The following is a 22,555-nucleotide window of genomic DNA, read 5'->3' as shown; positions in this document are numbered from 1 at the left end:
GGAATTAATTAGAGCACTAAACAATGTGGCGACCAATGATTACAATGGCACCATGGGTGATGACCTCTAATCCATCAACTGATAGTCAGGAAGACTACTGCTTTCGCAAACCCAACAAGGAGGACGGTTTACGTGTTCATGAACTGATCGATTCATGCCCGCCTCTGGATACCAATTCCTCTTACTGCAATTTTTTGCAAACCACACATTTTCGCGACACCTGTGTGGTCGTTGAGCGCGAAGGCAAAGTCGTAGCATTCACCTCGGCATACAAACGTCCGGACAGTGACGACACTCTGTTTGTCTGGCAAGTCGCGGTCAGCGCGTCTGAGCGCGGTCAAGGCCTGGGCCTGCAAATGCTGAATGAGCTGTTGAGCCGGGAATGCACCCGCAATGTCCGGTTCCTGGAAACCACCATCACAGACGACAACAAAGGTTCCTGGGCACTGTTTGACAAGCTGAACTCGCAGTCCTGCCTGCGTGGCGAAGTGACCACGTTTTTGGATAAGCACAAACACTTTTCCAATGCCCACGACAGTGAATACCTGTACCGCATCCAATTAAGAAAATAGAGACCTGATTAGGAATCCAAATGAATATCTTCAAAGACCAAGAGTCAAACGTACAATGTTACGCCCGAAACTTCCCGGTTGTATTCAACAAGGCAAAAGGAAGCTGGCTGTATACCGCGGACGGTGAAGAATATCTCGACTTTCTCGCCGGAGCGGGGGCACTCAACTACGGCCACAACAACTCAGTACTGAAAAAAGCCCTGATGGATTACATCGATGCCGACGGCCTGACCCACGGCCTCGACATGTACTCCGAAGCCAAGGGCGAATTTTTAACCCAGTTGAATCAGACAATCCTCAAGCCGCGCGGCCTGGACTACAAAGTACAGTTCACCGGTCCAACCGGTACCAATGCCGTCGAAGCGGCACTGAAGCTGGCCCGTAAGGTCACCGGCCGTCACTCAATTGTTGCCTTTACCAACGGCTTCCACGGTGTTTCGTATGGCGCACTGGCTGCCACCGGTAACCAGCACCACCGTGGCGGTGCCGGCATGCCGCTACAAGGCGTGACGCGCCTGCCGTATGACGGCTATGCCGATATCGACGGCCTGGCACTGTTCGAAACCATGCTCAATGACAACTCCAGCGGGATGGATAAACCCGCTGCGGTGATCCTGGAAGTGGTTCAGGGGGAAGGGGGTCTGAACGTTGCCTCAACGCCTTGGCTGCAAAAGCTGGACAAGATTTGTAAGCAGCACGACATTCTGCTGATTGTCGATGATATCCAGGCCGGTTGCGGCCGGACCGGTCACTTCTTCAGCTTCGAGCCAGCCGGCATCAAGCCAGATATGGTGACCCTGTCGAAATCAATTGGCGGTTACGGCCTACCGATGGCTATCGTGCTGTTCAGGCCGGAGCTGGACCAGTGGCTGCCGGGCGAACACAACGGGACATTCCGTGGCAATAACCACGCCTTTGTCACCGCCGCCAAAGCGATTGAAACCTACTGGCGCGATGCGCAGTTCCAGCTTCATATTCAGGCCCGTGCCGAACAGCTGACTGCCGCACTTGAACCACTGCTGGCGCGCTATCCGGGTCACTTCGACCAGATTAAAGGTCGCGGCCTGATGCAAGGCATTGCCTGCCACGACGGTAAGTTTGCCCATCAAGTTGCCCGCGCCTGTTTCGAGAGCGGCATAGTCATCGAAACCGCCGGTCCGGATGACGAAGTCCTCAAGTTCTTCTGTCCGCTGACCATCACGGAAGAAGAGATGGACCAGGGGATCCAGATTTTCACTGACGCCGTTGAGAGAACCATTGCATCACTACTGAAAAAAGCATCGTAAGGAATAAGAATGATTGTCAGAACATTAGAAGAATGTCGCCAAAGTGAACGTCGCGTAGTTGCGGAAAACTGGGAAAGCACCCGGATGCTGCTCAAGGATGACAACATGGGCTTTTCCTTCCATATCACTACGATTTACAAAAATACCGACACCCACATTCATTACAAGAATCACTTGGAGTCTGTGTACTGTGTGTCGGGCCGTGGGGAAATTGAAACCCTGGCTGATGGCAAAGTCTACCCGATTGAGCCGGGTACCCTGTACATCCTGGATCAGAACGATGAGCACCAGCTGCGTGCCTGTCAAGACGAAGATATGGTGATGGCGTGTGTCTTCAATCCGCCGCTGACCGGCCAGGAAGTGCATGACAAAGACGGCGTTTATCCGCTGAGCGAATAACACCAATCAATCTGGCTTTGGCATCAGTCAAAGCCACTAAGGAGCCTATAATGCATACCGTCGAAAAAATCGGTGGTACATCCATGTCTGCGTTCGACGCAGTGCTTGATAATATTATGTTTTACCCGGAATCCCCCTACCAGCGCATCTTTGTGGTGTCCGCTTACGGCGGGATCACCGATGCCCTGTTGGAGTGTAAGCGCTCCGGTGAGCCGGGCATTTACCAGCACATTGCCGATCGCAATAACATCTGGAAAGAAAAACTTGATGAGCTGAAGCAGCGGATGCTGCTGATTAATGACAATATTTTTGCCGATCCGCTATGCCGTAAGCGCGCCGATAAATTCGTCACCGACCGGCTGAGCCAGGCCCGGGACTGTATCGATAATATCCTGGAAACCTGCCAGTTCAAGCAATTCTCCCTGTCGGCCTATATGCCGCAAATTCGGGAATTCCTATCTTCGATCGGAGAAGCACACAGTGCGTTTAATACCGTCCTGAAGCTGAAAAAACACGGCATCAACGCGCGCTTTGTTGACCTGTCGGGTTGGGATGACAAGCCGTCCGGTTCACTGGATGAAGTGATCACCCAGGCGATGAGCAATATTGACCTGTCCAAAGAGCTGCCGATTGTCACCGGTTATGTTTACTGTGATGAAGGGTTGATGAAGACCTATGATCGCGGCTACAGCGAAATGACATTCAGCCGCCTGGCGGTGCTGACCCAGGCCAAACAAGCTGTGATTCATAAAGAGTATCACCTGAGTACAGCCGACCCGAGGATTGTCGGCCCGGATGTGGTAATGCCTATGGGGATCTCCAACTACGATGTCGCTGATCAACTCGCCAACCTGGGGATGGAAGCGATTCACCCGAATGCTGCCTCCGGCCTGCGTCGTGCCGAAATCCAACTGGTGGTGAAAAACACCTTTGAACCGGAGCACAAAGGCACTTGGATCACCCCGGATTTCCAGCCGGACACCCATAAGGTCGAGATCATCGCCGGTCGGGACAAAGTGTTTGCGCTGAATATCTTCGATCAGTCCATGGTCGGGAAAGCAGACAAGATCAGTTATGACCTGATGCAAATTATCCGTCATGAGCGCGTTCAGCTTATTGGTAAAGAGATGAACGCCAACTCGATCACCTATTACCTGGCAGGCTCTTCGACGTCGCAAAACCGAGTCCTGACCCAGGCTGAGAAAATGCTGCCGGATGCGCAAATCACCGGCAATATGGTCGCTTTGATTTCCGCGATTGGCGCCAATATCGACACCAACGAAGTGCTGCGAAACGGCATGAGCGGGCTGATGGAGCAAAATATTACGCCAAAAGCCGCCCACTCTTCGCTGCGAAATGTCGATGTCCAGTTTGTGGTCGCGGATGAAGATTATGCCGTGACGATCCGGACGCTGCATGAAACTCTGATTGCCAACCAGTCCGGCACGAAACCGAAGAAGCGATTGGCCGCATAGATCAATACGGCTCGTTTAAGACTGCTGACAGATCGTCATGTTTCAGGGTCAGCACGCAACTTTCCAACGCCCGGGCTCTGTCCGGGCGTTTTCTTTCACGTCTCGCTGTGGTGCTGACGTCTTTTCCTGAAGATTTAGACGCCATCACTTGTCACATTAATTGATGAGAAGGGACATCATTTTCCATATCACCGTGAATCGAGTCACAGGCAAGGCCTCTGAAACTCGTTACAATTGTCATACCAATAACCCTAATCTGAACACTTCCCCCTATGCGACAAAAAATAATTCTGGATACCGATCCGGGCATTGATGATGCCATGGCGATTCTGTTTGCCGAAGCACATCCGAACATCGACCTGGTTGGCATCACCACCGTCTACGGCAATACAACCATCGACAACGGCACGCGCAATGCGCTGTATCTGAAAGAGAAATTTCAGCTCAATGCCGACGTTGCCAAGGGCACTGACAAACCGCTGGTCCGTCCGCCAGTCGGCGCAACCGTCGTGGTCCACGGCGAAACCGGATTCGGTGATTGTCATGCCAGCGAGCCACAGCAGGCCACGGCCGATCCCCGCCCGGCGTATCAGTACATCATTGATATGCTCAAAGCCAACCCGGGAGAAATCACCCTGGTCGCCGTCGGTCCGCTCACCAATCTGGCGCTGGCACTGGAAGCCGCCCCGGAAATTACCTCGCTGGTGAAAGAAGTGGTGATTATGGGCGGTGCCTTTGGCGAAAACGGCCATCGCGGCAATGTCACCCCGTATGCTGAAGCCAATATCCATGACGATCCGCATGCAGCGGACAAAGTGCTGACCGCCGACTGGCCGGCGGTGGTGATTGGTCTGGATGTCACCGAAGAAAGCATGTTCTCCTCAGCGTACTTAGATGCGCTGAAAGCAGACGCAGGTCACGTCGGTGAATTCATCTGGGATGTCAGCCGCTACTACCTGCGTTTTTATGCCCAGAAACTGGGAATGGACGGCTGCCATGTTCACGATCCATCCGCCATTGCCTATGTCATCGACCCGACACTGTTTACCCTGCGCAAAGGGCCGGTTCGGGTTATCAGCGACGGCCCGGCCGAGGGCATGACGCTACAAAAATATGATGGCCGCCGCTACATGACAGACGACTGGCAGGACAATCGCAGCCAGCATGTCGGCGTTCAAGTCAACAGCGACGCGCTGCTGGCGCTGTATCGTGAGGCTATCATCAATTATAGCCAGGGGACGTCCGGCAAGTAACTCAGCCTGACACTCGATCTTATCTTCTCTGTTTCAGGGGCAGGCTCCTTGAAACAGAGAGCCAGGGAGCCCTATCCCGGCTCCCTGCCTTCACTTTTCACCCAGACATCCGCTCCACGCTGTCTCTTCCCCAAGCACGACACAAGCATTCAGCCAGCTAAGCTGTTATAAAGAGCAGTACATCAAGATCAGACAGGAAAGAGGAATACGATGGCGGAACAATTACGGTTAGACATCATCTCAGATGTCGTGTGTCCCTGGTGCATCATTGGCTTTAAACGCCTGGAACAGGCCATTGCCGAATTGGGGGTCGCCGATCAAGTCACCCTGGTCTGGCAACCTTTCCAGCTCAATCCTGATATCCCGCCGGAAGGTGAGAACCTGCGCGAGCACCTGGCGAAAAAATACGGCACCAGCGTCGCAGATAGCGTCCATGCCCGGGACAACCTGACCCAACTGGGCGCCGAACTCGGCTTTGCCTTCGATTACTTTGACGACATGAAAACCGTCAATACCCGCGACGCCCATATCCTGATCGACTATGCCAAAGCATTCGACAAGCAGACCGAACTGGCCCTGCGCCTGTTCAGCGCCTTCTTCGGCGAACGCAAAGACATTTCCGACCGCACTGTGCTGGCCAAAGAACTCGCAGCTGTCGGCCTGGATCCGCAGCCCGCCATGGCACAGCTCGATGACAAAGCGACCATCGCCAACATCGAAGCCACCCTGCACGACTGGCCCCGCTACGGTGTGACAGCAGTACCGACTGTGGTCTTCAACCAGAGCGATGCCCTGACCGGCGCCCAGTCGGTGGAAATGTATAAGCAGTTGCTGCAGGAGTTTCTCTCACCATCATCATAAACCAAGTTGCCTGCCTGAGACCGCTGTTCTCAGGCAGGCAACAATCATCGACGACATGATTATTACGGCCATTTCTTTCGAGTTAAACACCTTCGCTATGAATAGCTGCGCTTGCTTCGCGCCCAGAGCCGATCCAATCGATCTAATATAGCAAATTCATGGATCACGATGGCCACCATGATCAACCCGCCGCCCAGCATCTGGGGGCCGGTCACCAGCTGTCCCAAAAAGACAAAGCCGATGATCAGGGCAAAAATCGGCTCAGTCAGCTCAATCAACTGCACCGACTGGCTCTCGATCAAAGTCAGGGACTTGGTGGTACACCAGAACCCGCCAATGGTGGGTAATATGGCCAGCATCAACAAGTCAAACAGGCTGTCGCTTGACGGTACCGCCCAGCCGGACAGTGCCAGCGGGATCGACAGATAAATTACCCCGAACAACAGCAACGCAGCCACCGGGATCAGCCCCCCGCCCAGACCGAGTTTTTGGGTCAGCACCAGGAAGCTGGCATAGCCCAACCCGGCCACCACAGCCAGCAGCAAGCCCGTGCTTTCCTGGCCCGAAAGCTGCTGGGTTTCGACAAAGACCAGATACAAGCCGCCCAACGAGAGCAGCATCGCTACCAGCTCGTGCTTGTTGACCCAACGACGCCCCAGCGCCGCATTCAACAGGAACGTGGCAATGGTCGAGGCCCCAAACAAACAAAACACCACCACCGCAACGTTAATGTGCTGATAAGCCGCCGTTTCGAAATAATAGAGCACGAAAAAACCAAAGAACGCACACACCGCAATGCGCAGCCAGAGCTGCCGGACATAACGGCCCAACGTACCAAGCTGTCCGGTCATCGCCGCCCAGACGCCCAGCGTCATGAATGCAATCAGACATTTGTAAAACGCCACCGCCTCAGAGGAAAGCCCCGTCTGAAACAGATTCACACTAAAAAACCCCACCGTACCGTTCAACAGAGCAGCCAGCACTGCCAGCAATCCACCGTAAATTTTCATATCATCCCTTTCTGTTATCCGTTTCCATCCTTTATCCTATGCCCCCGCCATTTCACTGATTTTATAGAACAGTCAAATCGGACTGGGGCAGATCAGTTCGCTTATCGCCTTCAACCGGAAGTCACCGTGTCGCCTTCACACCGACGCGCTTTGCGGATCCGGACCACCCATCCAGCCGGGGCCGTGATCAACAGGGTCCCGGCCAGAAAAATAGCGGAGGCCGCGATCTGGATCTCCGACAGCGCTTCGTCATAAATCAGCCATCCGCTGAGCAGGCCAAACACCGGCACCAGCAAACTGAGCGGCGCAACTGTGCTCATCGGGTACTTGAGCATCATCCGGTTCCACAACCAGTATCCGAACAAAGTGGTCGGATATGACTGAAACAACACGGCAATAGACGTTTTCATATCCCACACCTGATAGGCCTGCGACAACACCTCGGTGCCATTCAGCCCGAGACTCAATCCCACCAGCGGCAACGGCGCAAACAGCATGCCCCAGACATTAAAAGCAAACACCTGCGCCACCTTGGCTTGTTTCACTATCATGTTGGCTGCCAGCCAGGAACAGCTGGCAATCAGGATCAGTACCAAACCGAACAGCGTGACATTCCCCTCGGTGCCGGTCACGGCAACCACCAGCCCCGCCAGCGCCAGCATGCTGCCGAACGCCTTGGCCGGGCCGACGGCTTCGCGATAAACCAACACCCCGATGACGATGCTAAGCAGTACCTTCGACTGCAGCAGCACAGAGGCCATGCCCGAAGACACCCCGGCGCTAATTGACCACGAAGCCATACCCCACACACCAACCCCAAATGCCAGTCCGTAACCCACCAGATACTTCCAGGGCACGTCCGGCTTCGGGATAAAGAAAATGATCGGGAACACCGCCAGCGCAAATCGCGCCGCCACCATCAGCAAGGGATCCACCGCGGTCACTCCCATTTTGATCATCGAGAAGTTAACCCCCCAGATCATCATCACCAGTACAATCCATCCAAAATCTCGCCGAGTCATGTTTATCCGTCTCCTCAACCTTTTGATGCAGTGTGGCTTGAGCATCAAATCCAGTACAGATACAATTTTTAACAAAGTAAGCAGTACAGTTAAGGAGCAGACGTGTCTCGATATAAACAGCTTGCGGACAAATGCATCGCCGATATTCAGGCCGGACGACTCAAACCGGGCACCCGGATGCCGTCCCTGCGGCAGTTTGCCCGCCAGCAGCAGATCAGCGTCTCCACTGCTGTCAGCTGCTATCAGGAATTGACCGCACTGGGTTGGGTCTGCGCCCGTCCGCAATCCGGCTTCTATATCACCGCCGTGGATGCGTCGCACCCGCTCCCGGAGTGGCGCCCCTTTGCCAGCCGGATCTCCACCCCGGCCCGCACGCAGACCACCGTTGAACGGGGACCCTTAGGGGTTTCTCATTCGCCGCTCAGTGAGCAGGCTATTCAGGATTTGGATGTCAGTTTTCGCCGCGCCCTGAAACGCATCGGCAGCCGCCTGTCCCGCTATCCGGACTACCAGGGCGAAGTCCCGCTGCGCCAAAGCCTGGCCACGCACCTGACCGGCCAGGGGTTCCCGGTACTGGCCGACGAGTTGGTGATCACCCACGGTTGTTTGTCGGCGGTCAAAACGGCGCTCGAAACCTGCACCCAACCCGGTGATGCCGTGGCGGTCAACTCACCCTGTTTTAACGGATTACTGGAGCTGTTGGCGCAAATGTCGCTGAACATCGTCGAAATCCCGACGCTGGAAGATGGGCTGGATCTGGCCCAACTCGAACACCACCTGAAAGCCGGCACCATTCAGGCCGGACTGTTCAGCACCTCGTTCATGAATCCGCAGGGCATCACCCTGTCGGTAGCCCAGAAGCAGCAACTGGCCGAGCTGGCCCGGCGTTACCAGACACCGATCATCGAAGATGATGTCTATCTGGAACTCTCTCATCAGGGGGATTTTGTACTGCCGGCCAAGTATTACGATACGGACGGCTATCTGTTGTGGTGCGGCTCAGTATCGAAAACCCTCTCTCCCAGCTACCGTCTGGGCTGGTGCCTGCCGGGACGGTTCAAAGATGCCTATCTGGCGAAGTTCGCGGCCGGGTCTTACGGCGTGGCAACACAGATCCAGCTGGCGATTGCCGATTTCATCGACACCGGCCATTACGCCCAGTTTCTGAGAAAGAAACGCATGCAATTGCTGGGACAAAAACAGACTTATCTCGACTATTTGCGTCAGCACCTCCCGGCGCAAACCCGGATCAGTGTGCCGCAAGGCGGGTTGGTATTATGGCTGCAATTTCCCGGACTGAATTCCGAGGGGCTGGCGCAGGCAATTGAGGAAGCGCAGATCGACATCCGCCTCGGCCCTTTGTTCACTTCGCTCGGCCACTATCAGGACTGCCTGCGGATCAATATCGGTTATCCGCTGGATGAAATGGTCAAACCCGAGCTGGATAAGTTAATCACTTTGTTGAACCGGTATACAGAAACAGGTCATCACTGATGGCCTGCGCTGGCTCGCCGGACACAAGATAGTGTCCGGCAAATCTACGGCTCAGGCAATCGTCCGGACCCGGCCCATCGCCAGCACTAGCGCCACCAACAATTGCGCCCCGAAGCAAAGTCCGAACACCGCCTCAATCCCCAGCCCGGAAACCAGGTACCCGGAAGACGCCAGCCCGACCGGCATCAGCAGCTTGAACAGCGAGCCGGTGATCCCGGTGACGCGTCCCAGGTGCTGGGCGTCAAACGCTTCCTGGCGGTAGCTCCAGATGCAGATACTGCTGTACAGGCCCACTGCAGAAACCCAAAAAAAGGCCAGCACCAGTGCCCACTGGCCGTCAAAGAGGACCGGCATCACGAAGCCAACGGATTCCAGCGCAATCGAGAGAATCAGCAATTGGCCGAGGCCGATATGCCGGCGCACCTTGTCAGCGGTGAAAGAGCCCAGCAAGCCACCGATTCCGGACGCCGCCACCAGCCAGCTAACTTCCAGCGCCGTCATTGCCAGCGATGCCTTGGCATAATAAATTGCCTGGATCCAGAACACTGCCCCGGTGGTATTGATCACCATCACGGCCAGCGTGATGTACCACATATTCCGGTTGGTATAGAGAATATGCCAGCCTTCTTTCAGCGCCTGGAAGACAGGCGCGTGCGTTTGTTGCGCTGCCGGTTGCAGCTCAAGTCGGCTCAGTTGCCAATAGGCCAGCAGCAGGAGCAGCGCAACGCCCAGGAAGACATTGTGGATCGCCGACAGCAGTAATAAAGCGCCTGAAAGTACCGGCCCTACCGTTTCCATAAAGCTGTAAAGTGAACTCATCCGGGCCGTGGCAGTATTTTGCTGAGCTTGCGGCAGCGCACTTTTCATCATGGTCATGCGCGCATTGTGGTAGCCGTAGTTAAACGCCATCATCAAAAAGGCGCAGGGAAACAGCACCACCAGCGGATCCGCCAGCCACTGAACCGCGCTGTAGGAGCACAGCACCACTAGCATTTGTCCCAGCAACATGGCTTGCGACCAGCGCTTCTTGTCGAACCGATCGACCCACACGCCGATAAACAATGCCAGCAACAGATTTGGCAAAAATTCTACCGCCCGCATCCAGCCCATCATTTCCGACGACTGGGTCAGCTCGTACACCAACAACGGCAGCGCCAGGTCATAGATCTTGGTGCCAAAGGCGACAAAAAATGCACTGGAGAATAAAATCAGGAAACGCTCGCTGGTCCATATCGATTGTTGTGGTTGCGCTAAAGTATTCATTTTTAATTCCTTTTATCACATCTCAGATACCGGTATTATCGAAATTAAAAGATGAATAAAAATAGAAATATTCAAAAAGGATTTCACCTTTATGCGCTATTGGATGGCCCTGGTTTTTTTACGTGATCACCTCAAGCTCCACCCCCCGCAACCGCTGTCGCTGGATGCGTTCACCGCCGCCCTCGCCTGCACCAAACGTAACGCCCAGCTGGTGATCAAGCGGCTGGGCCAGGAAAAAATCATCGACTGGCAGCCCGGTATTGGCCGGGGCAATTTACCGGTCATCACCCTGCTGACACCCGTGGCGGACACGCTGTTGAAAAAGGCCCGACAACTGCTGGCAGAAGACAAAGTCGAACAAGCACTCTCCCTCATTGAAGCAGGACAACGCGATACCTTCATCGCCAACTATATTGCCAGGTACCAAACCACCAACAGCCAGGAAGATATCCTCAAGATCCCTTTCTATCGCGGCACCCACGACTTAGATCCCATCTTTATCAATCGCCGCACCGAACAACATATCGCCGGTTATCTCTATGCCAAGTTGTTACAGTTTAACCCGGCAACCGGGGACTTTCGGGGCGATCTGGCCCAGCACTGGCAGCGCAATGGCAATACACTTACCCTTACCCTTCGCAAGGGGCTTAAGTTTCATGATGCCAGCCCAATCACCGCCGGCGATATCCAGGCCCACTTTGAGCGTTTGATCCATTCCGGCCACCAGAATGCCGCCCTGTACCAATTGATCGACCGGGTCGAGGTGCTGGATCCTTACCGCATTGCTTTTACCAGCCTGGCGCTCCCGGCCCAGCTTGAAAAGCTGCTCGCCAATGGCCCGATGGGGATCGCCAAATTCTCCGGCGAACCCGGAAACAGCCCCCTAGTGGGCTCCGGCTCTTTTCTCCTGGCCGAGCAAACACCATGGCGCACCCTGCTTAAAGCCTCGCCTTACTATCATGGCTACCGGCCCTGGGTCGACGGGGTCGCTATCTGGAACGTCGGCGATCAGGCAATGGATTTTGAACTCAACAGCGATGTAGTCCACAGTGCCCACCTCAAACACCGAAGTGCCGAACGTTTCGATGCCAAAACCCAATGGGAAAAAGGGGCCGAGTACGTTTTGCTCAACCCCAACCGCCCGCACCGCTGGCTAAAAAAACCGGCCCACCGCAAGGCGCTGATGGCCGCGATCAAAGCTCTTGGGGTTTCAGAATCACTCCGCGAGGAAGGGATCGGACAGGCCAAAGGTATGCTCTCTGACCCGACGCCCATCCCGGTTTCAGATCCGGCCGCGGCGACCAAGATTCTGCAATCGCTGCCCAGACCAGACCAGCCCCTGAAGCTGCTCACCTACCAGCTTGATCAACATATTGCGCTGGCCAAACACCTGGCCGAAAATCTGACGCAACTTGGAATCGACTGCAAATACGAAGTCGCCGAGTTTCCGATCTTTAATCAGCGGGAAACCCTGCAAGGGGCCGATATCATCCTCTCAGGCGAGGTGTTCGGTGACGATTGGGAAATGGACTGGCTGGGCTGGTTTTGCGCCAACCTGCCGCTGGACGTTTGCCTGAGCAAGCAGCAGCGCCAATGGCTCAGAGACAGCATCCTGACCCTGATGCAACACGGCAACCAGCCTGAAAGGCTAAAAGAGTTTGAGCAACTGGAGAAACAGCTCATCAGCAAGCTGCTCTACCTCCCCATCTTTCACGCCCGGCAAAACCTGAACTTCTCTGACAAAGTCAGCACCACCGAGCTGCTGGCCAACGGCTGGATCGATTTTAATACCGTGATGATTCAGTAACCCCCGAGCATCATCTGGAGGATACTTCAATTGATGTTTCATAAAGGTTTAGTAAAAATGGCACCAAAGTCACAATACGAAACAAAACAAGCCATTCCACAACGGCTTATCCGAAATGGCCCCCTGTAAAGGCTATATTCCCATACAGGATACTCCTCCAAATCAATCCACCTGTACACCAAGGCTGATCACAGATGAATGGAACCAAAAATCACTATCTAAAATCAGAATTGTATCAACTGTTCAGCTCTGAGCCGGCAGTGTTCGAATTTTTGCAGGATGGCTCGCTTGATGGGCTATGGTACTGGGATTTGGATAACCCGGAACATGAGTGGATGAACCCCAAGTTTTGGACATTACTCGGCTTTGACCCGAATCAGAAGAAACACCTCGCTTCGGAATGGCAAGAGATCATCAACCAGGATGATCTCAAAAGAGCCTTGGCCAACTTTGAAAAGCACTGTAAAGACCCGAGTCACCCCTATGATCAAATAGTACGTTACCGCCATAAAAACGGCTCAACGGTTTGGGTGCGCTGCCGGGGCGTGGCCATCCGGGATGAATCCGGCAAACCTATCCGGATGCTGGGAGCACACAATGACCTTACCGCATTAAAACAAGCCGAAGCTGCACTGATTCAAAAAAACAAAGAGCTGGAAAAGCTTGCCTGGCTTGATCCGCTCACCTCTCTGTATAACCGCCGGGCTTTTTTAGATATGTTGAAAACAGAGAGCTTTAAGAGCGCCCGCCTACAAACGCCGCTTTCCATTGCTGTCATTGATATTGATAACTTTAAATCGATCAATGACAACTGGGGACATCAAGAAGGAGACGATGTCCTTTGTGCTGTCAGCCGCATTCTCCTCGCAGCAGCCCGCCAAAGTGATACGATTGCGCGCCTCGCGGGTGATGAGTTTATCATTATGATGAGCAACACCCATGCAGCGGAGAGCAAAACCGCTGCGGAACGGTACCGAGCCACAATCGAATCAGCCCTTGAACAAACCGGTACCACTGTCAGCATCGGTCTGACGACTACCGGCCCCTTCCCGGCAAAGCCTACCGAGCAGGATATCCATGAGATGTCCCGGGTACTGGTTGCGACCGTAGACAAAGCCCTTTACCTGGCCAAAGATCATGGAAAGAACCAAATCCATCACTGTGAACTGACTTCAGCGATCATCAAATAAAATTGTATTGCCCCGAATCAACAAAAAACAACACCTCATGCTGCCTGGTGCCTTTTAGAAAAATCCGATTGGAGTCATTGATAAAAACATCAGTGGCTCTCACAAGCTGCGTCTATAGTCATTACTGAGTTCGATGAAGCACACAATTTTCTCATGGATTTTTTGAAACCGGCAGCAAATAGGAGCGTTTTATGAGTAACGGCAAATGTCCTGTAATGCACGGCAGTAATACCAACTTAGGGGGTGTGGGCACCAAGAATACCGACTGGTGGCCGAACCAACTGAACTTAAGAATTCTTCATCAAAATGATACCAAAGCAAACCCGCTCGGCGCGGATTTCAATTATCGGGAAGCATTCAAGAAACTCGACCTGCCTGCGGTCAAAAAAGATATTGAAGCGGTGCTGACCACCTCTCAGGACTGGTGGCCGGCAGACTACGGCCATTATGGCCCGCTGATGATCCGCATGGCCTGGCACGCCGCCGGGACCTACCGGACCGGGGATGGCCGGGGCGGCGCCGCGACCGGTAACCAGCGTTTTGCCCCGCTCAACAGTTGGCCGGATAACGGCAACCTGGACAAAGCCCGACGCTTGCTGTGGCCGGTAAAACAGAAATACGGCAACAGCCTGTCCTGGGCCGATCTCTTTATCCTCACCGGGAATGTCGCCCTGGAGTCCATGGGATTTAAAACCTTTGGCTTTGGCGGCGGCCGGGCCGATATCTGGGAACCGGAAGAAGACATCTACTGGGGCGCCGAGGACGAATGGCTGGGCAACAAACGTTACTCCGGCGAACGCGACCTGGAAGACCCGCTGGCTGCGGTGCAAATGGGTCTGATCTACGTCAACCCGGAAGGGCCGGACGGTAACCCGGACCCGGTCGCCTCCGGGAAAGATGTTCGTGAAACCTTTGCCCGGATGGCGATGGACGACTATGAAACCGTTGCCCTGACCGCCGGGGGCCACACCTTCGGGAAATGTCATGGTGCCGGAGATGCGGACCTGGTCGGCCCTGAGCCGGAAGCCGCACCCATTGAGCAAATGGGCCTGGGCTGGAAAAGCGCTCACGGCAGCGGTCGGGGTCGCGATGCCATCACCAGTGGCCTGGAAGGCGCCTGGACCCCCAACCCCACCACCTGGGACCACGGCTATTTCAATATGCTGCTCGGCAACGAATGGGAGCTGACGAAAAGTCCGGCCGGGGCCCATCAATGGAAACCGAAAGTCATCACCGAGAGCAATCAGGCGCCCGATCCGGAAGATGCCTCCAAACGGGTCAACATCATGATGACCACCGCGGATATGTCGATGCGCGAAGATCCGGCTTATCGCAAAATCTCCGAGCATTTCCGCGACAACCCGGATGAGTTTGCCGATGCGTTCGCCCGCGCCTGGTTCAAACTGACCCACCGCGACATGGGACCGAAGTCCCGCTACCTCGGCCCGGAAGTCCCGGACGAAGATCTGATCTGGCAGGATCCGGTGCCGGCAGTTGATCACGATCTGATCAATGCCAGCGACATTGCCGAGTTGAAAAAAGTAATTCTGGAGTCCGGCCTGAGCGTGACCGAGCTGGTCTACACCGCCTGGTCCTCTGCCGCGACCTTCCGCGGCTCGGACTGCCGGGGTGGCGCCAACGGCGCCCGCATTCGCCTCGAACCGCAGCTCAACTGGGAAGTGAACCAACCGAGCCAGTTGCGCAAAGTGCTGAGTACCTATGAAGGCATTCAGAAGGATTTCAACTCATCGCAATCGGGCAATAAAGTGGTTTCCCTGGCCGATTTAATCATCCTCGGCGGTTGTGCGGCTATTGAGAAAGCAGCCAAAGACGGCGGTGTCACCGTGGACGTGCCATTCGCCCCCGGCCGGACCGATGCCACCGATGAACAAACCGATGTCGAGTCATTTGCGGTGCTCGAACCGCTGGCGGATGGCTTCCGTAATTACATGCAAAAAGCTTTCACCGTCACCGCGGAAGAAATGTTGCTGGATCGGGCTCAGTTACTGACCCTGACCGCGCCGGAAATGACGGTTCTGGTCGGCGGGATGCGGGTGCTGAATGCCAATTACGACCAGTCGCCACACGGTGTCTTCACCGACAAGCCGGGCGTTCTGAGTAATGACTTCTTCGTCAATCTGCTCGATATGAATATCGACTGGGTACCGACCTCAAAAGATGAAGAATTATTCGAAGGACGCAACGCCAAGTCCGGCTCAACCCAGTGGACGGCAACCCGGGTTGATCTGGTATTCGGCTCCAATTCGCAGCTGCGGGCCATTTCTGAAGTCTACGGCGGCGATGATGCCAAGGCGAAGTTCGTCAACGACTTCGTCAGTGCCTGGACCAAAGTGATGAATGCGGATCGATTCGACCTGTTGTAACCCAAGCGCATGTCACGCACTCAGCCACGGGCGTCTGGATCAGATGCCCGTTTTTTCGGCGTGACGGTTCAGCCAACTATCCTTGCCTGCTATCCTAACCAAAATCCTAGCCGGGCAGGATCGCCGCCGCCTGCTGGCCTTGTTGCCGGAACTGCTGCGGCGTCATCCCGAACCGGGCTTTAAACGCTTTAATGTAAGAAGAGTCGTTCTGATACCCCACCTGATGGGCAATCGCCTGCACCGGCAGCGAGGATTCCAGCAACGACAGCGAATAAACCAGACGCAGGTGCTGGCGCCACAAGGCAAACGTGGTGTTGAACTCTTTCAGGAACAGACGCGACAAGGTTCGCTCCGAAGCCCCGACCACTTCCCCCCATTGCGCCAGCGACCAGGTCAGGGCCGGCTCCGCCGTCAATCGCTCAAACATCAGCTTCACCCGTCGATCCTGCGGCACCAGCAATTGATAGGAATATCCGTCGCCGTCGTGGATTTGATCAAACAGCACCGCCAGCAAACGCAATGTCTTGTCATGACCCTGTTCCGGCGCCTGACAACGCTGACGCAGCTCCAAAACCAGCGCTTTGAAGAACGGCGTCATCTCCAACGGCCGCAGGTGTTGACCGTAGTCCCGGCCATATCGCGGATTCAGATACAGGCCGATAAAGCTGGTCTCGGTGATCGCCACCGATTCATGGTGCACCCCGGCAGGCACAAAAAGCGCAGAGGTATGCGGGACCAGAAACTGACTCTGCCCGGCCTGCGTCTGCACCAGCCCCCGAACCGGAAAAATCAGCTGGTGCCAGTCATGGCAGTGCATTTCATCCACCCAGCCTTTCGGCATCGCGATGGTCTTCACCCACACCGGTTCATCCGGGTAACGCGTCATGAATGCGTTGGCTGGCATCTGTTGACTGTTTGGCATTATTTATCGTCCATTTGGCCTTATTCGGTCACCCAGATCTCATCGTACCATAATGCGCATCGGCAGCCCTGCCACTACGTATCACAAACAGGGAGAAAACAGTCCATGCATATCCATTTTCTGATCCATGAATCCTTTGAAGGGCCGGGCTATTTTGCCACCTGGGCCGCCCGTCATGACTACACCATCAGCGCAACCCGGCTCTACCTGGGCGAGCCGTTACCCGCAGATGACGCGCCATTCGATCTACTGGTGATCCTCGGCGGCCCGCAAAACCCCCAAACCTCTGTGGAGGCATGCCCGCACTTCAACAGCCTGGCCGAGCAGGCGGTGATCCGTCAGGCAATCAGCCGGCAGAAAGCCGTGGTTGGCGTGTGTCTGGGGGCTCAGCTCATTGGCGAAGCACTCAGCGCAAGCTATGCCGTCAGCCCCGAGCCTGAAATCGGCTACTTTCCCATCCAGCTCACCAAAGCCGGTGAGGCCGATCCCAAGCTGGCGACGTGGGCACCCGAGGAACTCGTCGGCCATTGGCACAATGACATGCCAGGCCTGACAGAGCACAGCACCGTGCTGGCCAGCAGTGCCGGTTGTCCACGCCAAATTGTCCGCTATACTGAGCTGGTGTACGGTTTTCAGTGCCACCTGGAATTTCAGCGCGCCGATCTGCCGCCGCTGATTGAACATGACCAACCGGCCTTTGCCAGTCCCAAGCCCTATATCCAGGCGCCCGAAGTCATTCTGGCTCATGATCCCGAACGGATGAACCAGCTGCTGGGCGACTTTCTGGATCAGCTGATGCTGGCTTATCAAGGTTTCCATACTGACAGCGTGCCCGGTGACAGCGCACAACCACTTAAACAATAAATTATTCAGCAGCCAATAGATCAATCCGCTCAGCATAAAAAAGCTGGTCCGGGACACTCATCCCGGGCCAGCCGTTTATTCAATGGGTCAGTGGTCGCGTTACAACTTGCCCGGCGTACTGAGAATATAACGCCGGTAGGACGGCACCCACTGCTCCGCCAGCGCCGCGGCCACTTGCCCGAGCAGCACCAGCGTAAACGGGATCGCCCCGGCAATCGCCACCTGCTTGTTCAGATCCACATCATTAAATACCGCCAGCGCCATGCCCATGGTCACCACAATCACAGACCAGCTCACCTTGCTGCTGGTACGGGTATCGTCGGTCAGCATCCCGGCGGCATAAATCGCCGAGTCCGCACTGGAAATCACAAAAGTCAGCAGCAATAACAAGGCAGCCACCGACAGCGCATCACTCCAAGGCAGATACGAGAAGAAGGTAAACAGGCCCTTGGTGTAATCCTGATTAACCGCGTTAACCACTTCGGTCAGATACTCACTTTCAAAAACGGCCCCGGCAAACCCGGAGAACCACACCACAGACGCCAGGGTCGGAATGATCACCGTGCAGAGCAAGAACTGACGAATGGTGCGGCCACGGCTGATCCGGGCAATAAACGGGCCGACGAACGGCGTCCAGGCAATCCACCACACCAGGTAAATCACAGTCCAGCCCTGGCTCCACTGCTGACCGCCGTCGACCACCCCGACCGATACCTCCGGCATAATTTGCACATAAGCGATCAGTGAACTGGCCATCCGCGACAACACCGCGCTGCCATCGACATTGAGGAACACCACCACAAACAGCAACACCATCAGCCAGAGGTTGAAGCTGCTCAGGCGCTTGATCCCCTTTTTCAGCCCCAGCGCACTCGAGGTCGTAAACAGCACCCCGATCAGGCCGGTCATGATAATGCGAAACGCGGTTAAATCCCCTTCCAGGCCGAACACATTGCGCACGCCCTGCTCCACCAGCGCCATGGTATTGGCCAGCACCCCGGCAATGCCGAACAGGATCGCCAGCACCGCTATCAGATCGAGCGCCGAGAGCCATTTCGGCCGGTGTTCGCCGATAAACGATGCACTGACCCGCATCGGACGCTGTTTTTCATAAGCCAGCCAGGCCATCACCAGCCCCGCCAGCGCATACAGGCTCCAGGCATGGACGCCCCAGTGAAAATAGGTCAGCGCCAACGCGGTATCTTTGCTGTCGCCATATTGGGTCACCGGCGGCATATTGGCGAGGTGAAATACCGGCTCAGCCACACCCCAGAAGATCAGGCCGGACCCCATCCCGGTCGTAAACAGCATGACAATCCAGGACAGAAAGCCAAATTCCGGTGCCGTCTTGCCCAGCCGTTTTTTACCGAGCGGGCTCAGCGCAATCGCAACACAGACCAGCAGCGCCAGCGTCGAGAGTTGAATCACCTGATTATCAAACCGTTCAACCACCCACTGGGTAAATGCCGCCAGTTGATAAACACTCACAGAAGGAAAGACAGTAAACAGCACGGCGACCAGCGCCGAGACCAGCATCAAGCGCTGGGATGGGTGAGTTAAGATTTTCATAGGAAACTCTTGGTTTGCATTCCGTTGCCAGTTTGTTGAGAAGTTCATGAGAAACGATGCATTTTGGCAATGCAAGGTGTAAACGGCTAAAACGGCGTGAAGGTTCTATGTCAGGCAGAAAATTTTCCAATTTAGTGAAATAAGTCGAGTTTCAGCATGCTTTACGGACGATCAATTCACGAAACAAATTAAAAATACGTTAAGAAAACAAAAAGAAGGCTCAAAACGTATACCAGGTTGGGTTTTATATTCACGTTGTGCGCAAATGCTTTTCAATGCTCCACAATTCACGTATATCTAAGCACTTTATTGAGTATTAATATCACTTCACTAAATCGTGGATTGGAGAACGTATGAAATATTATTGGCTCGCCGGACTCGCCGCAATAGCCAGCACACAGGCTACCGCAGCACTCGGCACGCCCGGGATCAGTGGTGAAGTCTCGCTCTTAGCCGGATTTGCGCAGTACGAATCAAACTTTAACACTGACGATGCCGTAAAAAATGCGCCACTTAACAGCGAAGGCGAATCTGATTCCGGGGTGACGCTATTCCCGCTGGGCCAGTTGCGCTATACCTTTGGGGCCGAGAACAACCAGCAGGTTTATCTCGGAACGTCACGGGAAGATATTGCCACCGGGTTAATTGCCTTTGAAATTGGCTATCAATTTGAAGTCGGCCACAGCTCAACCATGGCCTTTTCTATCTTGCCGACGATTGTAGAAGATGAAACCTGGCAAGATCCCTTTGTGGTCAACCAGGCCAAAACAGAGACCGACACTTCCGGGAATGCACTGCGATTCCAGTACAACAATATTTTGGACAAGGGGATTTCGTTCGATCTTGCCTATTATGATCGGGAAGTTGAGAACGAGCAATCCGGTGCAAGTATTGCCGGACCAATCGACACCGAGCGACTCAAGCGGGACGGCAAGGGGATTTATTCCCGTATTCTATGGTCGGTGAGCACTGGGAAAACATCCACCCTTCAACCGGATCTGAAAATCAATCGCTTTTCTGCCGATGGTGATGCGATGTCCTTTAACCGCTATGGTGTCGGCTTAACTTACCTGACCAAGCAAGGACGCCACGGCTATGCGATTTCCGGAGAATATGCGTTTGCTGATTATGACGAAGCCAACCCGGTGTTCGGCAAAACACAGGAAAATCATGAAATGGGCGTCAACTTCGCCTACGAATACGACCAGTTCATGGACTGGGAAAACTGGGGGCTGAACGCCCTGGCCGGCTACGGTATTGTGGACTCCAATATTGATTTCTACAATGAATCCCAGCTGTTCTTAGGTGTTGGTCTGAGCTATAAGTTTTAACCCGACCGGATCCAGATGTGCTTAAGGTGCCGGTGTTGCCCAACACATGCACCTTGAGCTAACGGCTGATGCCTTGAGTCAATGGCTGGCATCTTGTAACCAATGTGCTACTATCGGTGCACACCTATTCATACCTGTAAGGAGATTCTGATGATTGTATTCAAAACCCACCCGGCAACGATTGAGAAGCAGAGCGGACATTCAACGCTGAACTAATACCAATCGCAGTAAATAACTGGTCATCCTAGCTTGTTAAAATGCTCGATAACTGCGTTAGAACTTTTGATTGTAGAATAACTACTTATCGAAAAATTCTGCCTTGTTCTCAAACATTTTTCCTGCGCTATTTCTGATCACTGACTGACTTTGATTGGTATAAACAGCAACGCCTTCCCCCTCTCCTTCGCAATTTTCGCCCGGTGTTTCTTGACCGGGGTCTATGCCTATTCATTTGACCCTCATACTTTCTGTTGATTGCGCGCAGAGCGTTTTGCAACGCGATTCTGCATGCGTAGGGAAAAGCAATGAATTCAACCATGACACTCAGCCAGCTTGGCTGGCAACCTGTGTTTCAACAACAACTGACACTCGACGATCTGGAAACCTGTATCACCGGTCGGATCCTGGCCCATCACCGCAGCGGTTACGTGGTTCAGACCGAGCAGGGTGAAATCCAACTGCCGATTCATCATCGCCTGCCGATGATGACGGTCGGCGACTGGGTCCTGCTCGATCACGACCACCAGTTTGTCCGGCAACTGGAGCGAACTTCGCTGTTCAGCCGCCGGGCGCCCGGCAGCAAAGTAGCGGAGCAGTATATCGCGGCCAACGTCGATACCCTGTTTATCGTCTGCTCGCTGAATGACGACTTTAACCTCAGCCGGATTGAGCGCTTCCTGGCACTGGCCCGCGAATACAACGTCGAGCCCGTTGTCGTGCTGACCAAAGCCGACTTGTGTGACGACTCGGATGACAAACGCGCCGCCGTCCAGGCCATCGATCCGATGCTGATGGTAGAAGCCGTCAATGCACTGGCGCCCACCAGCTGTGATGGATTAAACCTCTGGTGTAAAACCGGCAAAACCGTCGCCTTCATGGGCTCATCCGGGGTGGGGAAATCCACCCTGGTCAATACCCTGATGGGGCAGTCGATTCAGCAAACCGGATCGATCCGTGAAGACGACAGCAAGGGACGTCACACCACGACGTCGCGTTCGCTGCATTTCATGCCATCCGGTGCGGTACTGATTGATACCCCCGGAATGCGCGAATTGCAGCTCGCCGACTGCGAAACCGGGGTGAGTGAAACTTTCGCTGATATCGAAGCGCTGAGTCAGGCATGTCGGTTCAGTGACTGTCAGCACCAAAGCGAGCCGGGCTGCGCCATTCAGGATGCACTGGAAACCGGTGATCTTGACCAGCGCCGACTGAAGAACTATTTCAAACTGCTCCGCGAGCAAGCCAGAAATAGCAGTGCGCTGCACGAACAGCGCGCCAAGTTCAAACAGCTCGGCAAGTTCTATCGTTCAGTTCAATCGGAAAAACGGTTCATCAAGAAGGGATACTGAACCACCCAAAACCAATAGGGACGATTCCGTCCTTGGCGAGGTCGCTCGGCCTCGCCGCTAAAACAACACGCCTGCCTTCGCTTCATTGAAGTGGGGGCGGGTGTTTCCCTCATGATATTTCCCATTTACTTGCGTTATGTAACTTCATGATTAATCAGTTTCAATATTCCGTTATTCCAATCATAAAATATTTTTCTTGTTTTTACATGTGGCCGAATCAGCGGCACAGTATCAGTCCTAAGATATTGATTATGGATTGAGGTTAAAATGAAATTGCCAACATGG

The 22,555-nt window shown here is 54.4% G+C and carries 18 protein-coding genes; 13 read left to right on the top strand and 5 right to left on the bottom strand.

Annotated features, from left to right (window positions below; all coding sequences use genetic code 11):
* Positions 1-35: 35 nt before the first annotated feature.
* The 6 genes from ectA to NNL38_RS21390 all read left to right on the top strand — a co-directional run bounded on the left by ectA (position 36) and on the right by NNL38_RS21390 (position 5,846).
* On the top strand, positions 36-572 hold the full coding sequence (gene ectA / locus NNL38_RS21415; RefSeq protein WP_255390889.1) for a diaminobutyrate acetyltransferase: 537 nt from the start codon (positions 36-38) through the stop codon (positions 570-572).
* 20 nt (positions 573-592) lie between these two features.
* Positions 593-1,858 (top strand): diaminobutyrate--2-oxoglutarate transaminase, encoded by a 1,266-nt coding sequence (gene ectB / locus NNL38_RS21410; RefSeq protein WP_255390888.1) that lies wholly within the window; start codon positions 593-595, stop codon positions 1,856-1,858.
* Positions 1,859-1,867: 9 nt separating this feature from the next.
* Positions 1,868-2,257, top strand: coding sequence for an ectoine synthase (locus tag NNL38_RS21405; RefSeq protein WP_255390887.1), 390 nt, complete (start codon positions 1,868-1,870; stop codon positions 2,255-2,257).
* Between the two features lie 47 nt (positions 2,258-2,304).
* Complete coding sequence (locus NNL38_RS21400; protein WP_255392304.1) at positions 2,305-3,732, top strand: aspartate kinase; 1,428 nt, start codon at positions 2,305-2,307, stop codon at positions 3,730-3,732.
* A gap of 272 nt (positions 3,733-4,004) precedes the next feature.
* Complete coding sequence (locus tag NNL38_RS21395) at positions 4,005-4,985, top strand: nucleoside hydrolase (RefSeq protein ID WP_255390886.1); 981 nt, start codon at positions 4,005-4,007, stop codon at positions 4,983-4,985.
* Between the two features lie 210 nt (positions 4,986-5,195).
* Positions 5,196-5,846, top strand: coding sequence for a DsbA family oxidoreductase (locus NNL38_RS21390; protein WP_255390885.1), 651 nt, complete (start codon positions 5,196-5,198; stop codon positions 5,844-5,846).
* Between the two features lie 95 nt (positions 5,847-5,941).
* On the opposite strand, the gene NNL38_RS21385 is transcribed toward NNL38_RS21390, so the two are convergent.
* Both NNL38_RS21385 and NNL38_RS21380 read right to left on the bottom strand, forming a co-directional pair.
* A complete protein-coding gene (locus NNL38_RS21385; RefSeq protein WP_255390884.1) occupies positions 5,942-6,856 on the bottom strand; it encodes a DMT family transporter in 915 nt (304 codons plus the stop codon).
* Positions 6,857-6,966: 110 nt separating this feature from the next.
* A complete protein-coding gene (locus NNL38_RS21380; protein ID WP_255390883.1) occupies positions 6,967-7,878 on the bottom strand; it encodes an EamA family transporter in 912 nt (303 codons plus the stop codon).
* A gap of 102 nt (positions 7,879-7,980) precedes the next feature.
* Here NNL38_RS21380 and NNL38_RS21375 point away from each other — a divergent pair, with 102 nt between their 5' ends.
* On the top strand, positions 7,981-9,372 hold the full coding sequence (locus NNL38_RS21375; RefSeq protein WP_255390882.1) for an aminotransferase-like domain-containing protein: 1,392 nt from the start codon (positions 7,981-7,983) through the stop codon (positions 9,370-9,372).
* A 51-nt stretch (positions 9,373-9,423) separates the two neighbouring features.
* Here the strand turns inward: NNL38_RS21375 and NNL38_RS21370 are convergent, their stop codons facing one another.
* Entirely contained in the window at positions 9,424-10,635 is a 1,212-nt protein-coding gene (locus tag NNL38_RS21370) for an MFS transporter (RefSeq protein ID WP_255390881.1), read from the bottom strand.
* A 91-nt stretch (positions 10,636-10,726) separates the two neighbouring features.
* Here NNL38_RS21370 and NNL38_RS21365 point away from each other — a divergent pair, with 91 nt between their 5' ends.
* From NNL38_RS21365 to katG, 3 genes are all read left to right on the top strand, one after another.
* Positions 10,727-12,442 carry an ABC transporter substrate-binding protein gene (locus NNL38_RS21365; RefSeq protein ID WP_255390880.1) on the top strand — a complete coding sequence of 572 codons (1,716 nt, stop codon included), beginning with the start codon at positions 10,727-10,729 and terminating at the stop codon, positions 12,440-12,442.
* Positions 12,443-12,636: 194 nt separating this feature from the next.
* Positions 12,637-13,632, top strand: coding sequence for a sensor domain-containing diguanylate cyclase (locus NNL38_RS21360; protein WP_255390879.1), 996 nt, complete (start codon positions 12,637-12,639; stop codon positions 13,630-13,632).
* Positions 13,633-13,823: 191 nt separating this feature from the next.
* Positions 13,824-16,016, top strand: coding sequence for a catalase/peroxidase HPI (gene katG / locus NNL38_RS21355; RefSeq protein ID WP_255390878.1), 2,193 nt, complete (start codon positions 13,824-13,826; stop codon positions 16,014-16,016).
* Positions 16,017-16,122: 106 nt separating this feature from the next.
* On the opposite strand, the gene NNL38_RS21350 is transcribed toward katG, so the two are convergent.
* The gene (locus NNL38_RS21350; RefSeq protein WP_439651399.1) at positions 16,123-16,938 is read right to left on the bottom strand and encodes an AraC family transcriptional regulator; all 816 of its coding nucleotides are present in this window, start codon (positions 16,936-16,938) and stop codon (positions 16,123-16,125) included.
* A 105-nt stretch (positions 16,939-17,043) separates the two neighbouring features.
* Between NNL38_RS21350 and NNL38_RS21345 the strand changes: the two genes are divergently transcribed.
* Complete coding sequence (locus tag NNL38_RS21345; protein ID WP_255390877.1) at positions 17,044-17,802, top strand: glutamine amidotransferase-related protein; 759 nt, start codon at positions 17,044-17,046, stop codon at positions 17,800-17,802.
* 99 nt (positions 17,803-17,901) lie between these two features.
* Here the strand turns inward: NNL38_RS21345 and NNL38_RS21340 are convergent, their stop codons facing one another.
* The gene (locus tag NNL38_RS21340; protein ID WP_255390876.1) at positions 17,902-19,371 is read right to left on the bottom strand and encodes a BCCT family transporter; all 1,470 of its coding nucleotides are present in this window, start codon (positions 19,369-19,371) and stop codon (positions 17,902-17,904) included.
* 353 nt (positions 19,372-19,724) lie between these two features.
* Here NNL38_RS21340 and NNL38_RS21335 point away from each other — a divergent pair, with 353 nt between their 5' ends.
* Positions 19,725-20,702: a DUF2860 domain-containing protein gene (locus NNL38_RS21335; protein WP_255390875.1), complete on the top strand. Its 978-nt coding sequence runs from the start codon at positions 19,725-19,727 to the stop codon at positions 20,700-20,702.
* 524 nt (positions 20,703-21,226) lie between these two features.
* On the top strand, positions 21,227-22,270 hold the full coding sequence (gene rsgA, locus NNL38_RS21330; protein WP_255390874.1) for a ribosome small subunit-dependent GTPase A: 1,044 nt from the start codon (positions 21,227-21,229) through the stop codon (positions 22,268-22,270).
* The last annotated feature ends 285 nt before the right edge of the window (positions 22,271-22,555 follow it).

Origin of the sequence: Photobacterium atrarenae, assembly GCF_024380015.1 — a bacterium.
Lineage (GTDB): Bacteria > Pseudomonadota > Gammaproteobacteria > Enterobacterales > Vibrionaceae > Photobacterium > Photobacterium atrarenae.
Note: the sequence above shows the minus strand (reverse complement) of the source record. Positions and strands in the feature narration are given on the sequence as shown.